12 protein-coding genes are annotated in these 19,704 nt (G+C 64.2%); 4 read left to right on the top strand and 8 right to left on the bottom strand.

Going from position 1 to position 19,704, the window contains the following annotated elements:
* Positions 1 to 173: 173 nt before the first annotated feature.
* The 5 genes from QZY67_RS04815 to QZY67_RS04795 form a co-directional block, all read right to left on the bottom strand.
* Entirely contained in the window at positions 174 to 2,552 is a 2,379-nt protein-coding gene (locus QZY67_RS04815; protein WP_295368808.1) for a glycoside hydrolase family 2 TIM barrel-domain containing protein, read from the bottom strand.
* A 216-nt stretch (positions 2,553 to 2,768) separates the two neighbouring features.
* Positions 2,769 to 4,103 (bottom strand): ATP-binding protein, encoded by a 1,335-nt coding sequence (locus QZY67_RS04810; RefSeq protein WP_295368807.1) that lies wholly within the window; start codon positions 4,101 to 4,103, stop codon positions 2,769 to 2,771.
* Complete coding sequence (locus tag QZY67_RS04805; protein WP_295368806.1) at positions 4,100 to 4,810, bottom strand: LytTR family DNA-binding domain-containing protein; 711 nt, start codon at positions 4,808 to 4,810, stop codon at positions 4,100 to 4,102. Before QZY67_RS04805 ends, QZY67_RS04810 begins: the two co-directional genes overlap by 4 nt.
* 134 nt (positions 4,811 to 4,944) lie before the next feature.
* Positions 4,945 to 7,731, bottom strand: a complete 2,787-nt coding sequence (locus tag QZY67_RS04800) for an FAD-dependent oxidoreductase (RefSeq protein ID WP_295368805.1) — start codon at positions 7,729 to 7,731, stop codon at positions 4,945 to 4,947.
* Positions 7,732 to 7,829: 98 nt separating this feature from the next.
* Entirely contained in the window at positions 7,830 to 9,530 is a 1,701-nt protein-coding gene (locus QZY67_RS04795; RefSeq protein WP_295368804.1) for a M3 family oligoendopeptidase, read from the bottom strand.
* A 277-nt stretch (positions 9,531 to 9,807) separates the two neighbouring features.
* On the opposite strand from QZY67_RS04795, the gene QZY67_RS04790 reads away from it, so the two are divergent.
* From QZY67_RS04790 to QZY67_RS04775, 4 genes are read left to right on the top strand one after another with little or no spacing between them, the layout of a single operon-like run.
* A complete protein-coding gene (locus QZY67_RS04790; RefSeq protein ID WP_295368803.1) occupies positions 9,808 to 11,481 on the top strand; it encodes a [Fe-Fe] hydrogenase large subunit C-terminal domain-containing protein in 1,674 nt (557 codons plus the stop codon).
* The gene (locus QZY67_RS04785) at positions 11,474 to 12,649 is read left to right on the top strand and encodes a SpoIIE family protein phosphatase (protein ID WP_295368802.1); all 1,176 of its coding nucleotides are present in this window, start codon (positions 11,474 to 11,476) and stop codon (positions 12,647 to 12,649) included. Before QZY67_RS04790 ends, QZY67_RS04785 begins: the two co-directional genes overlap by 8 nt.
* Before the next feature lie 40 nt (positions 12,650 to 12,689).
* Positions 12,690 to 13,403 carry a LytTR family DNA-binding domain-containing protein gene (locus QZY67_RS04780; protein ID WP_295368801.1) on the top strand — a complete coding sequence of 238 codons (714 nt, stop codon included), beginning with the start codon at positions 12,690 to 12,692 and terminating at the stop codon, positions 13,401 to 13,403.
* Positions 13,404 to 14,684 (top strand): ATP-binding protein, encoded by a 1,281-nt coding sequence (locus QZY67_RS04775; RefSeq protein WP_295368800.1) that lies wholly within the window; start codon positions 13,404 to 13,406, stop codon positions 14,682 to 14,684.
* Between the two features lie 285 nt (positions 14,685 to 14,969).
* Here QZY67_RS04775 and QZY67_RS04770 read toward each other — a convergent pair whose 3' ends face one another.
* The 3 genes from QZY67_RS04770 to QZY67_RS04760 are packed head-to-tail and all read right to left on the bottom strand — an operon-like array spanning position 14,970 to position 19,532.
* Complete coding sequence (locus QZY67_RS04770) at positions 14,970 to 16,190, bottom strand: hypothetical protein (RefSeq protein WP_295368799.1); 1,221 nt, start codon at positions 16,188 to 16,190, stop codon at positions 14,970 to 14,972.
* Positions 16,191 to 16,586 carry a hypothetical protein gene (locus QZY67_RS04765; RefSeq protein WP_295368798.1) on the bottom strand — a complete coding sequence of 132 codons (396 nt, stop codon included), beginning with the start codon at positions 16,584 to 16,586 and terminating at the stop codon, positions 16,191 to 16,193. It abuts the gene before it with no gap.
* Positions 16,587 to 16,589: 3 nt separating this feature from the next.
* A complete protein-coding gene (locus tag QZY67_RS04760) occupies positions 16,590 to 19,532 on the bottom strand; it encodes a glycoside hydrolase family 3 N-terminal domain-containing protein (protein ID WP_295368797.1) in 2,943 nt (980 codons plus the stop codon).
* Between the last annotated feature and the right edge of the window lie 172 nt (positions 19,533 to 19,704).

The following is a 19,704-nucleotide window of genomic DNA, read 5'->3' as shown; positions in this document are numbered from 1 at the left end:
TGCATTTCCAAATGGAAGGCCAGGTATTTTTTTGAATTTTTCTCATTTTCTGAACAACTTGCCGGAAAAGCTGTCCTATGATGGTTCTTAGGAAATATACTGTCCCAGTCTCTGTGAGTCAGGCAGGCGGCGGTACCGGGCAGAAAGTCCCGGAGCGTATTTTCTCTTCCATGTCACGCTTCCTTTTTGCTCACCTGGAAGGTCAGCTCCACCGGCTGGGTCTGGGGGGCGGTAATCCGCAGGACAGCGGTTCCCGTCCGGCCGGTGGTCTTAACATAGGTGCCGCACATACCGCCGTCGGAGCAGACGGTGTCCGGCCCGATGAGCTCCAGCGGCCCGGAGACCTCGAAGCGGACGGGCAGCTGGGCGTAGGGGGCGGTGGAGCCGTTCTCGTCCACAATGCGTACCCGCACGGCCGCGGCGTCGTAGGTGTCCCCCTCGGTGAGGACAGTGGCGCTGGCGTCGGCGGACAGGCTCAGTCTGGCGTTGGAGGACTTGGAGATCTCGGCCACCACCTTGCCGTCCTTCACCGCCTGGAAGCGGTACACCGGCGCAGAGGTGCCCCAGTTCTCAAAGTACTTGGCGTACAGGCGGGAGAAGGTCCCCGGCCCGGCCAGATACCGCACCGCACGCAGTCCGGTCTTGAGAATGTACTTCACCGGAATCTTCACGCCGAAGCGCTGGATGGCCAGCAGGGAGTCCTTGAGGGCCTCGGCCTTGCGGTGGCTCCAGCCCTCCCCCTTCTCGATGGCGTCGCCGATGGTGTCGTTGAAGGGGATGGGCGGGTGCTTCAGGTGCTTCCACCGCTTTCCGCCGGGGCGGTACTCCCCCAGCTGGCGGCCGTCCCGCCAGACCCGGACAAAGTCGGCGTTGGTGAAGATATAGTTGTCGCCGATGCTGCCGGCGGGATAGTCGCCGATGTCCATCTCGGAGCCCACCGCCAGAACCGGCGCGCCGTCCCCGGCGGAGGCGTACACCGCTGCGGCCAGCTTGTGGTTGCGGAACATGTCCAGCACGCCGTGGTAGCAGATGCGGTCGCCGGAGCCGAAGTCGCCGTGGGTGTAGTAGTCGGTCATGCACCAGCCGAAGCCGCCCGCCACCTCGTCCCGGCCGCAGATGGCGTCCAGCACCGTGGCGTGGCGGAGGGCGTGGTCCAGCCGGTTGGCGGCGGTGTCAAAGGTCTTGGTGGGGTACATGTGCCCGTTGTACTCGCTGATGAGGTACCCCTTCTCCTTGCCCGGGGAGATGAGCCACTTGGGCAGCAGGCCCGGGTTGGTGCCGGCGTGGGAGAAGTCGTTGAAGGAGTACACATCCTCCAGCAGGCTGCTCTTCCAGAGGTACCGCACGCCGCTGGTCTGGCGGGAGGGGTCCAGTTCATGGGCGATGGCGTTGGTGCGGGTGTAGAATTCGTCATCGTCCTGAGACTCGTTGATGCGCACGCCCCAGAGGACAATGGAGGGGTGGTTGCGGTACTGGAGCACCATGTCCCGGGTGTTGCCGCAGGCCACGTCCTTCCAGTGCTCGCCGCCGATGTGCTGCCAGCCGGGCATCTCGGTGAACACCAGCAGGCCCAGCTCGTCGCAGGCGTCCAGGAAGTGGTGGGACTGGGGGTAATGGCTGGTGCGCACCGCGTTGCACTGGAGCTCGTACTTGAGGATCTCCGCGTCGTGGCGCTGGACCGAGGCGGGCATGGCGTAGCCCACATAGGGGTAGCTCTGGTGCCGGTTCAGGCCCCGGATTTTCAGCTTCTTCCCGTTGAGGAAGAAGCCGTCCTTCGCAAACCGGGCGGTGCGGAAGCCGAAGCGGACCCGCTTCATATCCAGCACAGTCCCGGCGGCGTCCTTCAGCGCCGCCTCCAGGGTGTAGAGGGCGGGGCTGTCGGGAGACCAGGGCTGCGCGCCGGGGACGGCGCAGGGGAAGTCGCGGATCGCATCCTCCGCCCCGGCCGCGCCGGTAAAGACGGTCTGACCTGCACTGTCCAGGATGGTCAGGCTCACCGTGTCCGCCAGGGCGCTGTTCTCCAGCGTCAGGTCCACCAGGGCCCTGTCCAGCTCCGGGGTGCGGACAAACACGTCGGACAGGAAGGCGGGCTCCTTCACCTCCAGGTACGCCTCCCGGTAGAGGCCGCCGAAGGTCATGTAGTCGATGACGTGGCCGAAGGGGGGCTGGTCCAGGCTCTCCCGGGTGTCCAGCCGGACGGCCACGCGGTTCTCCTTTCCATACTCCACCAGGCCGGTCAGCTCCACGGTAAAGGCGGTGTAGCCGCAGTCGTGGCTGGCCGCCTCCTTGCCGTTGACAAACACGGCGGCCTGGTGGGCCGCGCCCTCAAAGGTGAGAAAGAGCCGTTTGCCCTTCCACGCCTCCGGTACGTCAAAGCTGCGGCGGTAGCCGCACACCATCTGGTAGTCGTGCTCGTCGGCGTAGTGGAGGGGGAGCATCTTGCAGGTGTGGGGCAGCCGCACCGCGGTGCTCTCCCCCCCGCCGTTGAGAAACGCCTCGTCAAATGTCTCGGTAAACGCCCAGTCGTTGTTCCACGGGATGCGCTTTGTCAAATCCATCTTCCCCTTTACCCGGTTCTTCGCGGCCCGGCCCGCTGCCGGCGCCGTCTCATTTCGTCAATAGCGTACCACAAAATTTCCCCGCCGGAGCGCCGTGCCCGTGAACGGTCGTTTTTCTCCCGTAATCCGTCCGGCTTCTGTCCATAAAACACAAAAACAGGCCCGGACTTTTTGGGCGTTTTGCCAAAGTCCGGGCCTGTTTTTGCGTTGTTACATTCCGTTCAGGGGGATGAGCACCCGCAGCTCAAACCACTCTCCCCTGGCGGCGACGGTGGCGGATCCGCCGTATTTTTTGGCTGTCTGCCGGATGCTCTTCAGGCCGTAGCCGTGGTTCCGGCTGTCCGCCTTGGTGGTGACGGGCAAATCTCCTTCGAACTTCAGCTCTCCCGCATAGGTGTTCTCCAGGCGGACGTGGACGAAGGCCTTCTGCCGGGCAACCGAGAGATGGATCAGCCGCTTCTCCAGGTCCTGCACCTTCTCCACGCTCTCAATGGCGTTGTCCAGAGCGTTGCCGAAGAGGGTGCACAGGTCCATCTCGTCCATGAAATTCAGCAGCGTGCCGTCCACCACGCTGGTCAGGCTGATGTTGTGCTGCTGGCAGTAGAGGCTCTTGCTGGTGAGCACCGTGTCCAGCACCTGGTTGCCCGTCTTGTTCTGGGCCTCGTAGGCCCTGATCTCCTCCTCCATCCGGTCCAGATAGGCGTTTTTCTTCTCCGTGTCCGCCTCTGACCGGAGGACGGCGATCTGGTGCTTCAGGTCGTGGTACTTCCGGTTGATGAGCTCAATGCTCTCCTGGCTCTGCTGGTACTGGGTGTACTGGGCGTGGAGCACGTTCTGAAGGGCGTCCACCTCCCGCCGGGCGTGGAGCTCGGAGAGCTGGACGTGGTAGGCGTGGAGAATGGCGATGCCGCCCAGGTCCACCAGGGTGCGGATATTGAAGATCTCATAGACTCCCTGGCCGGAGAAGGGGGTGTTGACCGTCACATAGCTCAGGTTGCTCAGGCCGTAGATGGCCGCGCCGATGGCCACCGAGGACCACAGCTCCCGGGCGGTCAGCTGGGCGGCCTGGAGGGCCACGTCGCTGCTCCGCCGCCGGAAGTCCAGCAGGTAGAGCAGACCGAACACCACAAAATAGGTCCCCAGCAGGAAGGCCCAGCGGACGAGCGCTCCGGTGTCCTCCCCGCCCGCCACAGCATACCAGTAGTAGCTGTACAGCTGCCATTCCAGAGAGGCGGCAAACTCCGCGATGATGAAGGCGCGGACACAGCAGTAGGCCGCGTTTGGCAGGGGGATTTTACAGCAGCAGGCCAAAAAACCGAACATGATGAGCGCGGAGGCCAGGATACAGGGCAGAAACCAGCCCACGGGCAGGTCCCCCGTCAGCTCCAGAAAGGCGCACAGCACGGCCAGAAAGCCCCCCGACGCCGCCCAGAGCTTTGGTCCGTGAAAGCGGTTGGGCAGCTGGACCACGCAGAACATGCAGGCAATCCACTCGGCCAGGGCGGTGTGGATCCGGGGGATGTTGCCCAGCAGCTCCCCGTTCATTTGCTCACCTCGCCCAGGTAGTTGTTCAGGGCGTCCAGAAAGGCCTTTTTCCTGGCCCGGCTCACCTGCACGGTCTCCCCGTGGACAATGGCGTTGTCCTCCCGGATGGCGTCCACATGTTCCAGGTTCACCAGATAGCCCTTGTTGCACCGGAAAAAGGAACAGCCCTCCAGGGTCTTTTCCGCCTCCCGCATGGTGCCGGTGGTGGTGATGGGCCCCTCCTCCGTGTGGTAGATGAGCTCGTGGTCCCGCACCTCGATGAACCACACCCTGGAGACGTCCAGCTTCCTGCTGCCCCCCTTGATGTTGATCATCATATACCGCTGCGCCCGGTTGCCCAGCCGCTCCAGCGCACGGTCAATCCGCTGGGAGAAGGCGAAATAGGTCAGGGGCTTGAGCACATAGTCCAGCGCGTCCACCGCGTAGCCCTTGATGGCGTACTGGGGGGAGTTGGTGATGAAGATGATGATGACCTCCGGGTCCACCCGCCGGATCTCCTCGGCGGCGGTCATGCCGTCCATAAAGCGCATCTCAATGTCCATGAGGATCACGTCGTACTCGCTCCTGTAGCCCAGGGCGATCTCGTCTCCGTCGGAAAACACGGTGATCTGAAGCCGCTCCCCCCGCTCCCGCTCGTAGCGGGCGAGAAATTCCCGCAGGGTTGCCACGTAGCTCTCCTCATCCTCCACCAGGGCAATCCGTATCACAGCCGCCGCCTCCTCCATCGCTACTTTGTCTTTATCATACCATTTCCCCGCCCGCCGCGCAACAATTGCCGCCCGGTCAGAACAGGGGCCGGAGACATAAAGCCTCCGGCCCTCGAATTGGCCCTCTTTTCTGTTTAAGCGAAGAACTTGTCCATGGGCCGCTTCTCCTCCACGGCCTTGATCATGTCCGCCATTTTGGACACATCGCCCACCAGAATCACGCCGCACAGACGGCCGCCGGTGAAGTAGTACCGCTCCAGACGGCCCTGGGCGTCATCCCGGAGCTCCACGGTCTGATAGGCCACGCCGGGGTTCTTGCCCGGGTCGCCCAGGGAGAAGAGCTCGGTGTCCATGCCGTGGAAGGCCAGGATGGGAGAGATGGGCTTGTAGGCGGCCAGGTCGCCGGTGGCGCAGGCGCCGGCCACCTTACCCTGCTCCTGGGCCTCGGGCCAGAGGGCGAAGTTGACCCCCTGGAACTGGGCGCAGTCGCCGCAGGCGTACACGCCGGGCAGGTTGGTCTCCATGGTCTCACTGACCACAATGGCCCGGTCGGTCTCCACCCCGGCGGCCTTGGCGACGGCGGTGTTGGCCCGGACGCCGCAGGACACCACCACCAGGTCGGCGGGGATGACCTCGCCGGTGCCCAGCTTCACGCCGGTCACCTTGCCGTCCCCCTCGATGGCGGCAATCTGGACGCCAGTCTCCACCCGGACTCCCGCCTTGCCGCACTGCTTGAGCAGCAGCTGGGCCGCCGCGTCGTCCAGCTGGCGGCCCATGAGCTGGGGCGCCAGCTCCAGCACGGTCACCTCGCACCTGGCCTTGCGCAGCTCCCAGGCCGCCTCCAGGCCCAGCACGCCGCCGCCGATGACCACGGCCCGCTTCAGGGCGGCGCCCATGGCCTGGATTTTCTCCACGTCGCCGATGCGGCGGATGGCCACCACGCCGGCCTGGTCGTGGCCGGGGATGGGCGGGATGAAGCACTCGCTGCCCAGAGCGAAAATGAGCTTGGTGTAGGGCAGGGCGCTGCCGCCGTCCAGGGTGACGGTTTTCTTCTCGGTGTCCACGGAGATGACCTGCCGGTTCAGAATCTGCACGATGTTGTTGGCCTCATACCACCCGGCGGGATGAAGGGCCATCTGCTCCTCAGTCAGGCCGGAGAGCATGGCCTTGGTGAGCATGGGCCGCTGGTAGGCCGGGCCCTCGTTGGAGATAAGCAGGATGCGGCCGGTCTTGTCCCGCTCCCGGATGGCCTCCGCCGCGCTGACGCCGGCGCAGCCGTTGCCCAGGATGACATAGCTGTTCCGGGTGTCGTTGCGGAAGGCGGTCTTTTCCTCCTCCACCTCCACGAACTTGTCCCGGCCCACGCCGCACACCGGGCAGGTGTCCAGAGAGGCGTCGAAAATCTCGCCGCACACCAGGCACTTCACCAGCCTGCGGCCGCCCTTGGGCGCCGCGGCCTTCTGCTCATCCAGCTTGACGTAGTACTCCGGCCCCACGCCGCACACCGGGCAGCGCTCCTTGGAGCCGTCGAACACGGCGCCGCAGATCTTGCAGCGCACCTTCTCCCCGGCCTTGGGGACGGCGGGGGTTGTCTCCTTGTCCAGGGGCGCGAAGTGCTCGGGGCCCACCTTGCACACGGGGCAGACCTCCGCGCCCTCGTCAAACACGGCGCCGCACACCTTGCACTTCACCTTCCGGGCGGGGGCCCGCCTGACGCTCTTCCGGTTCTCCAGCAGGGTCTGGCCGAAATTCCGGCCGAAGTCCCTGGCCTGCTCCAGCTGGCCCTCGCTGGGCTTGAAGCGGAGCCGGAAGGGCTCCACCGTCTTCAGCTTGAGCTGCTTGAGGCGCTCCATGATGTGGGGCACGCCCTCGCCGCTCCAGCCGTAGCTGCCGAAGGCGCTGGCCAGCTTGCCGCCGTGGGTGGCGGCGAACATGCCGGTGGTCAGGTCCCAGATAGGCTTGAGGGCCTCGCCCACAATGGTGGGCGTGCCCAGCAGGAAGCCGTCGGCGTACAGCAGCTCCTCGGCCACCCTGGCCGCGTCGGCCTCCACCATGTCGTAGGTGCGCACGTCGATGTCGCCGCTCTCCCGGATGCCCTGGGCGATGGCCTGGGCCAGTCTGCCGGTGTAGCCGTAGGCGCTGACGTAGGGGATGATGACCGTGGTCCTGGGGTTGGGGTTGATGACGGTGGACCACTCCTCATAGGTGTCCAGCATCCAGGGGATATTGCAGTCCAGCACCGGGCCGTGGCCGGGGCAGATCATGTCCAGCTCCAGCTGGCGCACCCGCCTGAGGGCGGAGAGCATGAAGGACTTGTAGGGCCCGATGATGCAGTCAAAGTAGTACTTGGTGGCCCGGAGATAGCCCTCCCGGTCGGTGACCTTACTGGCCACCACCTCGTCCATGGCGTAGTGGGAGCCGAAGGAGTCGCAGGTCACCAGGGTCTTGTCCTCCCGGATATAGGTGTACATGGTGTCGGGCCAGTGGAGGTTGGGGACCACGATGAACTCCAGGGTCTTGCCGTCCAGCTCCAGGGTCTGGCCGTCCTTGACGGCGATGGAGTAGAAGTCCTTGTTGACAATCTCCTTCAGGAAGCCCAGGGCGCAGCCAGTGGCCACAATCTTCAGCCGGGGGTTCAGGTCCAGCAGCCGCTCGATGCTGCCCGAGTGGTCGGGCTCGGTGTGGCTCACCACCAGGTAGTCCACCTCCTCGATGGGGGTAATCTCCCCCACCTTCCGCAGCCAGTCGTCGCAGCACTTGGCCTTGGCGGTCTCAAAGAGCACGGTGTGCTTCCCGGTCTTGAGGACGTAGGAGTTGTAGGTGGTGCCGAACTCGGTGTACATGATAATGTCGAACACCCGCAGGTCATGGTCAATGGCGCCGGTGAAATAGAAGCCCTTTTTCAGCTCAAACGTTTCCATGTTTCATCTTCCTTTCTCCTGCCCCGCTGCGGGGCGGTATTCTGTTTGTTCCTGCCCTGCCTCCCCGCCGCGGGAGCCGCGGCGGGCACATATGGGACTCAGGCCAGGGAGGCGGGGTCCGCCTGCTCCAGCCAGCGGAGGGCGGCGGCGGAGACGGTGCGCAGGGCGTCGTCCCCGAAGGGGGTGTCCAGCCCGGCGGAGGCCACCAGCTCGGTGAAGGTCCGGGTGCCCGCCAGCTTCACCAGGCCCAGGTACCGCTGCCAGGCGCCGGCGCGGTCGGTCTGCATCAGGTTCCAGAACTCCAGGGCCACGGTCTGGGCCAGGCAGTAGTCGATATAGTAGAAGGGCCGCTCGTAGATGTGGCTCTGGCGCTGCCAGCCCTTGGCGTCCCCGTAGAAGGGGATCTCCCCCAGCTTCATCCAGGGCATATACACCCCCAGCAGCTCCTTCCACACCGCATGGCGCTGGGCGGGGGTCATGTCCGGGTTCTCGTACACCACGTGCTGGAAGTGGTCCACCATGGTGCCGTAGGGGATGAAGGTGACGGCGTCGGACAGGTGCTTGTAGCGGAACTTGTCCGCCTGGGGCCCGAAGAACTTCTCCGACCAGGGCCAGGCAAAGAACTCCATGGACATGGAGTGGATCTCGCAGGACTCATAGGTGGGGCTCTGGTTCTCCATGGGCACCATGTCACGGGCCATGTAGGCGGCGAAGGCGTGGCCGGCCTCATGGGTCATGACCTCCACGTCCCCCTGGGTGCCGTTGAAGTTGGCAAAGATGAAGGGGCTGCGGTAGTCGGGGATATCGGTGCAGTAGCCACCGCCGGCCTTGCCGGTGCGGGAGAGCACGTCCAGCAGCTCACCGTCCATCATGAAGTCGATGAACTCCGCGGTCTCGGGGGACAGGTCGTGGTAGAAGCCCACGCCCTGGGCCAAGATGTCGTCGGGACCGCCCTGGGGCACAGCGTTGCCGCCCCGGTAGAAGAGGGCCGCATCGGCAAAGTTCAGGGGGTACTCCTTGCCCAGCCGCTTGGCCTGGGCCTTCACCACCTGCTCGGCAGCGGGCACCAGATACTTCACCACGGCGGCGCGGAACTTCTCCACGTCCTCCTTGGTGTAGCTGTTGCGGCTCATGCGGTAGTAGCCCAGCTCCACGTAGTTGTCATAGCCCATCTCACGGGCCTGGCGGGTACGGACCTGGACCAGCTCGTCATAGAGGGCGTCCAGCTCCTCCCCGTGCTCCAGATAGAAGCGGCCCTCCGCCTCCCAGGCGGCACGGCGGCGGTCGTCGTCGGCGTCCTGCTTGAAGGGGGTCAGCTGGGACAGGGTGTACACGCCGCCCTCAAAGGGGATCTGGGCGGAGGCGATGAGCTTCTCATAGTCCAGGGTCAGGGCGTTCTCCCGCTGCATCTGGGGCACGATGGAGGGGATGAAGGTCTTGAGCTCCATCTCCATATTCTTCAGGAACAGCGTGCCGTACTCGGCCTCAAAGTCAGGCCGGAAGGGGCACTCCAGCAGGGCCTTCTGGAAGTCCTGCTGCGCCTCCCGCAGAAGGGGCATGTTCTCGGCCATGAAGCGGGCCTCTTCGTCATAGTAGGTATCCCGGGTGTCGATGGTGTGGCGGACAGAGGCCAGGGTGTAGGCGGTGTAGAGGTGGCGGTACAGCTCCTGCATCTTCAGGAAGGCAGCCCTGGCCTCCTCATAGGATTCCGCCCCCTTCAGCGCATCGGTGTGGGCGCTGATGGCGGCCTTGGCGGCCTCCAGGTCGGGGCGGGTATAGGTCATATCGGAAAATTTCATTTTCTTACGCTCCTTTCCGTCGGAACCTCCCCGCGCTGCGCGGCGGAGGCCCCAGACTCCATATTAGGACACAAGCGTCCCTTTGGCAAGGATTATTTTTCCGCCCGCCGGCCCAAAAATGCGCGCCCGGCCGGCCCGGCCGGTTGGGCGGGCCGGCCAGCGGAAGTTCCGGAATTTTCGGGCGGTAGCGCGGCCTCAGGAGAAGCAGCCGTCCAGATTGACAGACGAACCTTCCGCCGATATACTAAATGTAAGAAATTATGGGGAGGCGCGGCCCATGGGCGACTATATCAGGCTGAAAAAGTCCAACTGCAAGAACTGCTACAAGTGTATCCGCAACTGTCCCGTCAAGTCCATCCGGTTCTCCGACCACCAGGCCAATATTGTCCCCGACGAGTGCATCCTCTGCGGGCGGTGCTTTGTGGCCTGCCCCCAGAACGCCAAGGAGGTGCGGGACGACCTGCCCGCCGCCCGGGCCCTGCTCTCCGGCGGCGCGCCGGTGTACGCCAGCGTGGCCCCGTCCTTTGTGGCGGCCTGGGAGGGGGTGACCATCTCCTCCATGGAGGCGGCTCTGAAGGCCCTGGGCTTTGCGGGCGCGGAGGAGACCGCCCTGGGGGCCACCATGGTCAAGACGGAGTACGAGCGCCTCACCGCCGCCGGGGAGCAGGAGGTCATCATCTCCACCTGCTGCCACACGGTGAACCTGCTGGTACAGAAGCACTTCCCCGAGGCGCTGCCCGCCCTGGCCAAGGTGGTCTCCCCCATGCAGGCCCACTGCCGGGACCTGAAGCGGCGGCACCCCGGGTGCCGTACCGTGTTCATCGGGCCCTGCATCTCCAAAAAGGACGAGGCCGAGTCCTACCCCGGCATTGTGGACTGCGTCCTCACCTTCGAGGAGCTGTCCGCCTGGCTGGACCAGGCCGGGGTGGCCCTGGAGCCGGGGACCGACGGCAACCGGGAGAGCCGGGCCCGCCTCTTCCCCACCACCGGGGGCATTCTGCGCACCATGGCCCAGCGCAGCCCGGACTACGCCTATCTGGCGGTGGACGGCATTGACAACTGCATCACCGCCCTGCGGGACATCGCCGCCGGGCGGATGGGCAAGTGCTTTATCGAGATGTCCGCCTGTCCCGGCAGCTGCATCGGCGGCCCGGCCATGGGCAAGAACCGCCGGGCGGCGGTGCGGGATTTCGTCACCGTGGACCGATACGCCGGCCCCGCCGACTTCCCCTTTGCGCCCCTGCCGCCGGAGAAGATGAACAAGCGCTTCCCCCTGCTGCTCACCGGCCAGGTCAAGCCGGGCAGCGCCGCCATTGAGGAGGTGCTGCGGCAGATGGGCAAGACCCGCCCCGCCGACGAGCTCAACTGCGGCACCTGCGGGTACGACACCTGCCGGGAGAAGGCGGCCGCCGTGCTGGCGGGCAAGGCGGACATCACCATGTGCCTGCCCTACCTGAAGGAGCGGGCCGAATCCTTCTCCGACCACATCATCCAGAACACCCCCAACGCCATTGTGGTCTTTGACGACGCGCTGGTCATCCAGCAGGTCAACGACGCGGCCTGCCGCCTGCTGGGGGCCGGGCCGGAGGCGCTGAAGGGGACCCAGCCCGGGGGCCTGCTGGCCCCGGAGGTCTATACGGAGACCCTCCAGTTGGGCCGCCCCTGCCACCGGAAGTGCCTCTACCTCCGGGATTATGACAAATATGTGGAGCAGATGGTCACCTACGACGAGGGCTACCGCATCCTCATCTGCATCATGCGGGACATCACCGCGGAGCAGCGGGAGCGGGAGCGCCGGGAGGCGGTGAACGCCATCACCCTGGATGTGGCGGACAAGGTCATCGCCAAGCAGATGCGCACCGTCCAGGAGATCGCCTCCCTGCTGGGGGAGACGGCGGCGGAGACCAAGGTGGCCCTCACCAAGCTGAAGGAGAGCCTGGGCCATGAGTGAACTGATTCCCGATGTGGGCTATGTGAGCCTGAACAAATTCGGCGAGCAGCTGTGCGGCGACCACGTGGAGATTGTGGACGGGGAGGACGGCAGCCTGGTGGTGGTGCTGGCCGACGGGCTGGGATCCGGGGTAAAGGCCAGCATCCTCTCCACCCTGACGGCCAAGATCATCTCCACCATGATGGCCAACGGCCTGTCCCTGGCCGACTGCGTGGACACCATCGCCGCCACCCTGCCGGTGTGCTCGGAGCGGCAGGTGGCCTACTCCACCTTTACCATCCTACGCTTCGCGGGGGGCCGGACGGCCCAGATCATCCAGTTTGACAACCCCCACGTCATCCTCCTGCGGGACGGCCGCCCCTACGCCTATCCCCAGGACATGGTGGAGATTGACGGCAAGAAGATCTACCAGGCCGACCTTGACCTCATGGAGCACGACACCTTTGTGGCCTTCAGCGACGGGGCTCTCCACGCCAGCGTGGGCCCGGTGCTGGACCTGACCTGGGACCGGTGGGCCATCGGCCAGTTTCTGGAGACCATGTACGACCCCAACGCCACCGCCAAGACCGTGTCCTCCCTTCTGGCCGGGGAGTGCCGCCGGCTCTACGGCGGGCGGCCCGGGGACGACACCACGGTGTGCACCGTCCGCCTCCGGCGGCGGCAGACCGTCAGCCTGATGCTGGGCCCCTCCCGGGACCCGGACGACGAGGAGGGCATGCTCGCCTCCTTCTTCGCCGAGCCGGGGAAGCACATTGTCTCCGGCGGCACCACCTCCGCCCTGGCCGCGCGGCACCTGGGCCGGGAGCTGGACACCTCCCTCCCCGCCTATGTGGATCCGGAGATCCCCCCCACCGCAAAGCTGGAGGGGGTGGACCTGGTCACCGAGGGGGTGGTCACCCTGAGCCGGGTGGTGGAGTACGCCCAGGACTACCTGGGAGACAACGCCCGGTACGCTGAGTGGGGCTATAAAAAGGACGGCGCCTCCCTGGCCGCCCGGATGCTCTTTGAGGAGGCCACCGATGTCAACCTGTACATCGGCCGGGCGGTCAATCCCGCCCACCAGGCGGAGGGGCTGCCCATCGGGTTCGACCGGAAGATGCAGATCGCCGACCAGCTGTCCGACTGCCTGAAGCGGATGGGGAAGGCGGTCAAAACCTACAGATTCTAACCATTCAGATGAGTGTTTCGTGCAGAGGGGGGGGAATTTTGTGTTCCGCATCGCCATTGCGGAGGATGACCAGGCCTGCGCCCGGCAGCTGCAGGAGTATCTGGAGCGGTACGGCCGTGAGAACGGAGAGGAACTGGAGGTCCACTGGTTCCCCGACGGCATGGAGCTGGCGGAGGAATACCGCCCTGTCTACGATCTGCTCCTCCTGGATATTGAAATGCCCCATCTGGACGGCATGACCGCAGCCCGGAAGATCCGCCGGGCGGACAGCGAGGTGCTGATTCTCTTCATCACCAACCTGGCCAGGTACGCCATCAGCGGCTATGAGGTGGAGGCCCTGGGCTTTATGCTCAAGCCGGTGAACTACTTCTCCCTGTCCGTCAAGCTGAAAAAGGCCTTCTCCTACCTCCACAGCCGGGCTCAGAAGAGCCTGATGATCCACACCAGGGACGGAATGCAGAAGATATCCGCCTCGGACATCCGCTATGCGGAGGTGAGCGACCACCGGCTCCAGATCCACATGACCGACGGGGTGTACACCATGCGGGGCACCCTCCAGGAGCTGGAGGAGGCGCTGGAGGGGCAGCACTTTGCCCGGTGCAACAAGGGCTATCTGGTCAACCTGCGCCATATCCAGCTCATCAAGAGCGACCGGGTGGTCATGGCCGGAGGAGACGAGCTGCTCATGAGCCGCAGGAAGCGGGAAGAATTTCTGCTTGCAGTGACTGAGTACTACGGAAAGGGGGGAAGGTAGATGGAATTTCTCGACCTGCTGGACAATTTTCTCAAGCAGACCGTCCAGACCAGGGACCTGCTGCTGGCCTGCGGCCTCTTCGCCATCCCCCTGGCCAAGCGGCCCCATCTGTGGCCCAAGCTGGCCCTGGGCATCCCGGCTTCCCTGGCTCTCTCCTTCTTCATCCCCCATGGCACCTTCAGCTACCTGCTGGAGCTGCTGGTGGTCATCGCCCTGGTGTGGCTGTGCTGCGACCTGCCGGTGACCGACGCCGTCTACTGCGGCGTGTGCGGGTATGCCTACCAGCACATCGCCTACGCCGTCTACTCCATTATCCGCTTCCTGCTCCCCGGCGTGTCGTGGGAAATCCCGCCCGGCCTCTCCCTCCCCTATTTTGTGATCTATCCCACTGTCTTTGTCCTGCTCTACTTCTTCTTTGGCCGGAACCTGGCCGGCGGCGGCCGGTACGACGTGGACGTCCACCAGACCCTCTTCTCCTCCATCGGTACGCTGGCGGTGGTCTGGCTCCTCAGCACCGCGGCCCAGACCCTGGCGGCAGACAATCCCGGCATCAGCATTGTCTGCCACCTGTACGGCATCTTCTGCTGCGTATCCATGTTCTGGGGGCAGGTCAACCAGCGCAACCGCTCCCGGCTGGAGCGGGAGCTGGTGCTCCAGCAGCAGCTCGCCCGCCAGCAGCGGGAACAGTACGAGCTCACCCGGGAGACCATTGACATCATCAACCGCAAGTGCCACGATCTGAAGCACCAGGTGGCCGCCCTGCGTAATATCTCCTCGGAAGAGCAGCGGGAGGCCCATCTGTCCGAGATTGAGCGCTCCATCCAGATTTACGACTCCACGCCGGAGACGGGCAGCCGGGTGCTGGACACCGTCCTCACCGAAAAGAGCCTGTACTGCGGCGCCCACCAGATCACCATGACCTGCATGGCCGACGGGCGGCGGCTGTCCTTCCTGGACGATGTGGACGTGTACACCATCTTCGGCAATGCCATTGACAACGCCATTGAGAGCGTCGGCGTTCTGACAGACCCGGAGAAGCGGGCCATTGCCGTATCGGTGTGGAGCAAGAGCGGCCTGCTGCTCATCCAGTTTGAGAATTACTTCGAGGGTACGCTCCGCTTTGAAAACGGCCTGCCCCTCACCACCAAGGCGGACAAGAGCAGCCACGGCTTCGGCATCCGCAGCATCGGCTACACCGTAAAGAAGTACGGCGGCCACATGGCGGTGAGCGCGGAGGACCATCTCTTTCTGCTGAGCATCTCCATCCCTCTTCCCCAGTAAAGCAAAAAGGCGGTCCGCCGAGACTGTCGAAAAAGTGTCTGCGCCGCTTTTTCGAGAAGAACTGCACGAAATTTCTACCTCGATTTCTTGTGAAATTGTCGGCAAAAACTTCGTGAGAAGTGTCATTTCCGAGGCGCATGTCCCCGGAAATGACGGAATTTCGTTTTATTCCGTCGTCTGCGGACGACGGAACTCCTTGCAGGAGGGCTTTTTGACAAGCTGAGCGGCCCGCCGCAGGCCTTTGGTCTGCGGCGGGCCGCCTTTTCTGTCCCCGTCCGGGGAAAATCAATAATCCGGGTCCAGAGAGGTGCGCAGGGTGGAGTGGTCGAAGCTCAGGTTTGCGGTTCCGTCCCCGTTGTCGGTCCAGATGCCCTCAATGTGAGAGGGGCCCTGGGGCGGCATCTCGCTGTACTGGTCGAAGCGGAAGGTGCCGTCGGTATAGAGCTCCAGGGTGCCGTCCTGAATGGCAAAGGGCCGGTTGTCGCTGGTCATGCTGTAGGTGTAGGCCGAGCCTGCGGAGGCGGCGGTGGGCGTGGCGGTGAAGTTGAAGCTGATGGAGCTGTTGCCGCAGTTGAACACGCCGCCGTTGATCAGGTCAAAGCGGTCCACGTACTGGGGATAGCTGAAGGAGTTGCGGGCGATGCCGTCGGTATAGTAGTAATCGGCCGAGATGACATTGTGCCCGCCGAAGGTGACGCCCTGGGCCACCTGGGCGGTGTCGGAAGTCCCGTTGGTCACATAGGCGTTTTCGCTGTGATTCACCGCGGTGATGTCATAGGTCGCGCCTCTGGTAAGGGCATCCGACGTGGCGCTGTAGTGATCGGCAGACAGGTCCTCGATGGTGACGACCACAGTATCGCTGGGGTCGGCGGTGTTGGTGAAGGTCACCTCCACCGAGTCGGGGTAGGCCTGGTACATGTAGGTGTCGATGTTGGACAGCTGCACGTCAACAGTGCCGTCAAAGGTGTTCCACAGGTAATCCACCACCGGGGCGTCCTGGGCGCCGGAGAAGGAGTAGCTGGCGGTGGCGGCGGTGGACATGGCGTGGGCGGAGTCGTTCAGGCTGGGGAAGGCGAACACCTTCACCAGATACTCGCCGTAGCCGTACTGGACCAGGTCGTCAATGTTGCCCGAGTAGGTCTCGCCGCCGGTACCGGTGGCGGCGATGGAGTTGCTGGAGAAGAGGAAGGGATCGCTGTCGCCGGTGGCGTCGGGGGCGCAGAAGTAGACCAGATAGTAGTCCGCATTGGCCACGCCGGTGAAGGAGTAGTCGCCGTTCTCACTGAGGGTGAAGTCGGCGGGGGTGTCCAGCTTGGCGGCGGCGTTCTGGCTCTCTGTGGCGGAGCCGTCGGCGGAGGTGCTGCTGGCGAACCAGTCGTCCATGACAGCGCCCACCTCGGCGTAATAGGTGTTGATGTTGTCCAGAGCCGTGGTGGCGCAGGAGGTGCACAGCAGGCCCAACACGCACACCATGAGCAGCAGGCTGAGAAGTTTACGCAGTTTCATTCAAGCCGCCTCCTTTCTGGTGAAGCAGGAGGCAATCCCCAGGATGGCCGTGGCGAAGCAGAGCAGAATGATGGCCACCACGGGTACCAGGGAGCCCCGGGCTCCGTACATGGTGATGTTGTTGAGCCGGTCAGCCCAGACGGGGTAGCTGTTCAGGAAGAACAGGCCCACGCCGTAGGACACCAGGAGCACCTGGACCAGGTTGAGGAACTCGGTAGCCTTCCTGTCCACCAGGGCATAGACCCCGCCGCAGACTGTGCTCAGCAGCAGGGAGAGGACCACCATGGAGTCCATGTAGCTGTAAATCGTGCCGTAAATCACAAAGGCAATCAGAGTGATCAGATTGACCGCCACAGCGATCAGACTCAGCTTGGCGCTGACGCTTTTTCCCTTCATACCTTACTTCACCTCCGCAATGTGCTTCTTCTTGTACACCATGGCGGCGCTGGCGGCGGTGCAGGCCACAAAGCCCACGCCCAGCACCGCCGTGGCGATCAGCAGGGCCTTCTGCCAGCCGGGCACGATGGTGAGGATGGTGCTGCCGCTGGTCAGGCCGTTGATCGACCAGGTCCGGCTGAGAACATAGAGGTCGTGCTTGGCGGCCTCCCGCAGGTGGGAGATGATAGCGGTGTCGCCGCTGTCAATCAGGCTCTGGATGGCGTTGCGGTAGGCGCCGGCGTCCAGGCAGTAGTAGTCCTGGCCGGTGACCAGGAATTCGGCGAAGTGGTTCTTGTAGGCGTAGGAGGAGTAGCCGTCGGAGGTGACGTGGCCCTGGAAGCCCCACTCGCCCCGCAGCACGCCGTCCAGCAGGGCGGAGTTGGCGTTGTTGGGTACGCAGCCGATGCGGTTGAAGGCGGTCATGACGCTCAGGGCGCCGCCCTCACAGAAGGCCCCCTCAAAGGCCCGGAGGTAGTTCTCGCGCAGGGCCTGCTCGTTGGTAAAGGTGGCCACGCCGTCCCGGGCGTAGTCCTGGTCGTTGAGGGCGAAGTGCTTGATGCAGAAGGTGGTGCCCACCGCCTGCATGGCGGCGGCCTCGTGGGTGCCCACAATGTAGCCGAAGTTGCCGTCCTCGGACCAGTACTGGTGGTTGCGCCCGCCGAAGGGGGTACGGTGCAGGTCGCCGCCGCCGTACCAGATTTCGGTGGCCCCGCAGAACAGGGCCTCAATGCCCAGCAGGCGGCCCCGCTGGTCAAAGCGCTCGGTGTTCCAGGTGCGGGAGGTGGTGACCTCGGACACCCAGCCGATACAGCTGCTGTTGTTGCACACCAGGTTGCCGATGCCGGTGTTGTCATCGGTGCGGTTGGCGCCTGGCATGCCCACGCTCTCGATGGCGTCATATCCATCGTTGTCCGAGATGAGACTGAGCATCTCCTCCACGGTCAGCTGGTCCAGGAAGGCGTTCCAGGTCTCCTCGTCGTCAAAGTCGGTGTAGTACAGGTCGGCGAAGGTGAGGCCGTTGTCCGCGCCGAAGGTAAACTCCTCTCCGGTATCGTAGTCCGCGGCATTGTACCAGTCGGGAATGGCGTCTTCCAGCATCTCCTCGGTCATGGCCACCTCGATGGCCTCGGCGGGATAGGTGCCCTCCCAGTCGGAGCGGGAGAGGTAGGTAAACTCATAGCCGTAGTAGTTGATGTCGGCCTTGTCAAACAGGTTGGTGACCTCCACGCCGGTGATGCGGGACAGGTCATAGCTCTCGGTGTCCAGTTCGGCCTGGTTCCAGGTGTGGGTCTTGCCGGCGTCGCCGTCATAGTCCATGCCGTCGGCGGTGGTGAAGCCCTTGGCGGCGAGGATGTTGTTCAGCGCGTCGTGGGCGCTGGACCCGATGGCCAGATAGTAGTCCCCGGCGCTAAGGATGTACCCAGCCGCGCCATAGGCGTCGTAGCTGGCCAGGAAGTAGCGGTCCACCTCCACGGTGACGGTCTCGCTCTCACCCGGCTCCAGGGTGTCGGTCTTGCCCATGCCCACAAACTGGACGGCGGCCTTCTCCACCCTGTTCTGCTTCTCATAGTCGCCGTAGGGGGTCTGGGCGTAGACCTCCACCACATCCATGCCGGCCATGCCGCCGGTGTTGGTCACGGTGACGTCCACCAGATAGGAGTCGGTGTTGGGGTCGTACTCCACGCTGTCCAGGGTCTGGGTAAAGGTGGTATAGCTCAGGCCGTGGCCGAAGGAGAAGACCACCTCGTCGCTGTAGCTCCAGGCCCCGCCGGTGGAGGAGCCTGCGGCGCTGGCGGCATTGCCCGCGCCCAGAACGGTGTCCTCGTACCGGGTCTCATAGTACTTGTAGCCGGTGTAGATGCCCTCGGCGTAGAGAATCCAGTTGCTCTCCGAGGTGCCGTCGGCGCCCCAGTCCGGGTTGTTGGCGGCCACCCAGTCCAGGTTGGACCACTGCTGGGTGTTGTTGCCCGCATAGGTGACGGCGGGAGCGGACAGCGAATTGGCGGCGTAGGTGTCCACCACCCGGCCGGAGGGGTTGGCGGCGCCCACCAGCAGGTTGACCACGCCGGTGTAGCCCACCGCGCCGGGACGGCCCACCAGCATGCAGGCGTCCACGCCGTAGTCGTCCAGCCAGTCCAGCTCCATGGCCTGCTCGGAGTTGATGAGCACGATGATGCTGCCGAACACGCCGGATTCCTTCTGGCTCTGGAGGTAGGCCATCAGGTCGGCCTCGTTGTCGGACAGGCCCAGATAGTGGTTTCCGTCGTCGTTGTAGAGGGATGCGTCGTTGCTCTCGCTGCCCGCCCGGGAGAGGACCACGATGGCGGCGTCATTGCAGCTGCTCTGCCAGGAGCTCTCCTGGGCCCTCACGTCGGCGATGGGGGCCTCCGCCACCGAGGTAATGCTGGTGGTGCCCAGGCTGGCGTAGGCGGTGTCGCCCAGGGTGGCGTTCACGTTCTCCGCGCCCAGGGCGTCCTGGAGGGCGGAGGTAAGCGTGGAGGCCGCAATAGACTCAAAGGGGGTGCTGGTGGAGGTTCCCACAGGGTGGAACGCGCCGTTGCCGAACAGGGTCACGCCAGCGCCCTTCGCCAGAGGCAGGGCCCCGTTATTGGTCAGGAGCACAGAACCCTCCTCGGCCTGCCTGATGTTCTCGGCGGCCACGTCCATCTCCAGCATCAGGGCCGCCTGGTTGTTGCTGGGGTCAGTGCCGTACTCGTTGTCATAGACCACCGCGCCGGCCGCCGCGGCGTCATCGCTGTGGATAATCTGGGTGGTGGAGACGCCCAGCGCCTGGTTGATGACGCCCGCGTAGTGGAAGGTCAGCGTGGTTGCGGCGGTGCACAGGAAAAACAAAAATGCCATAATTCCGGCCACGCCGCGCAGAATTGCCGCTTTTCTTTTCATATACGTCCTCCTCTGCTTGTTCTCGTTTTGTCAGGCTCTTATTCCGTTTTCTCCTCCTCCATAAAAATATCAGAGGGCCAGCCGCCCTCATCTGCGCCGCGGAAACAGGCTTCCCGGCGCTTCACAGGTAAAATTATAAAAATCTCCTGCCCTCATAGAGCGGTTTTGTCTC

This window comes from uncultured Pseudoflavonifractor sp. (assembly GCA_904419835.1).
In the GTDB taxonomy this organism is placed as follows: domain Bacteria; phylum Bacillota; class Clostridia; order Oscillospirales; family Oscillospiraceae; genus Pseudoflavonifractor.
This window is presented reverse-complemented; position numbering and strand designations above follow the sequence as displayed.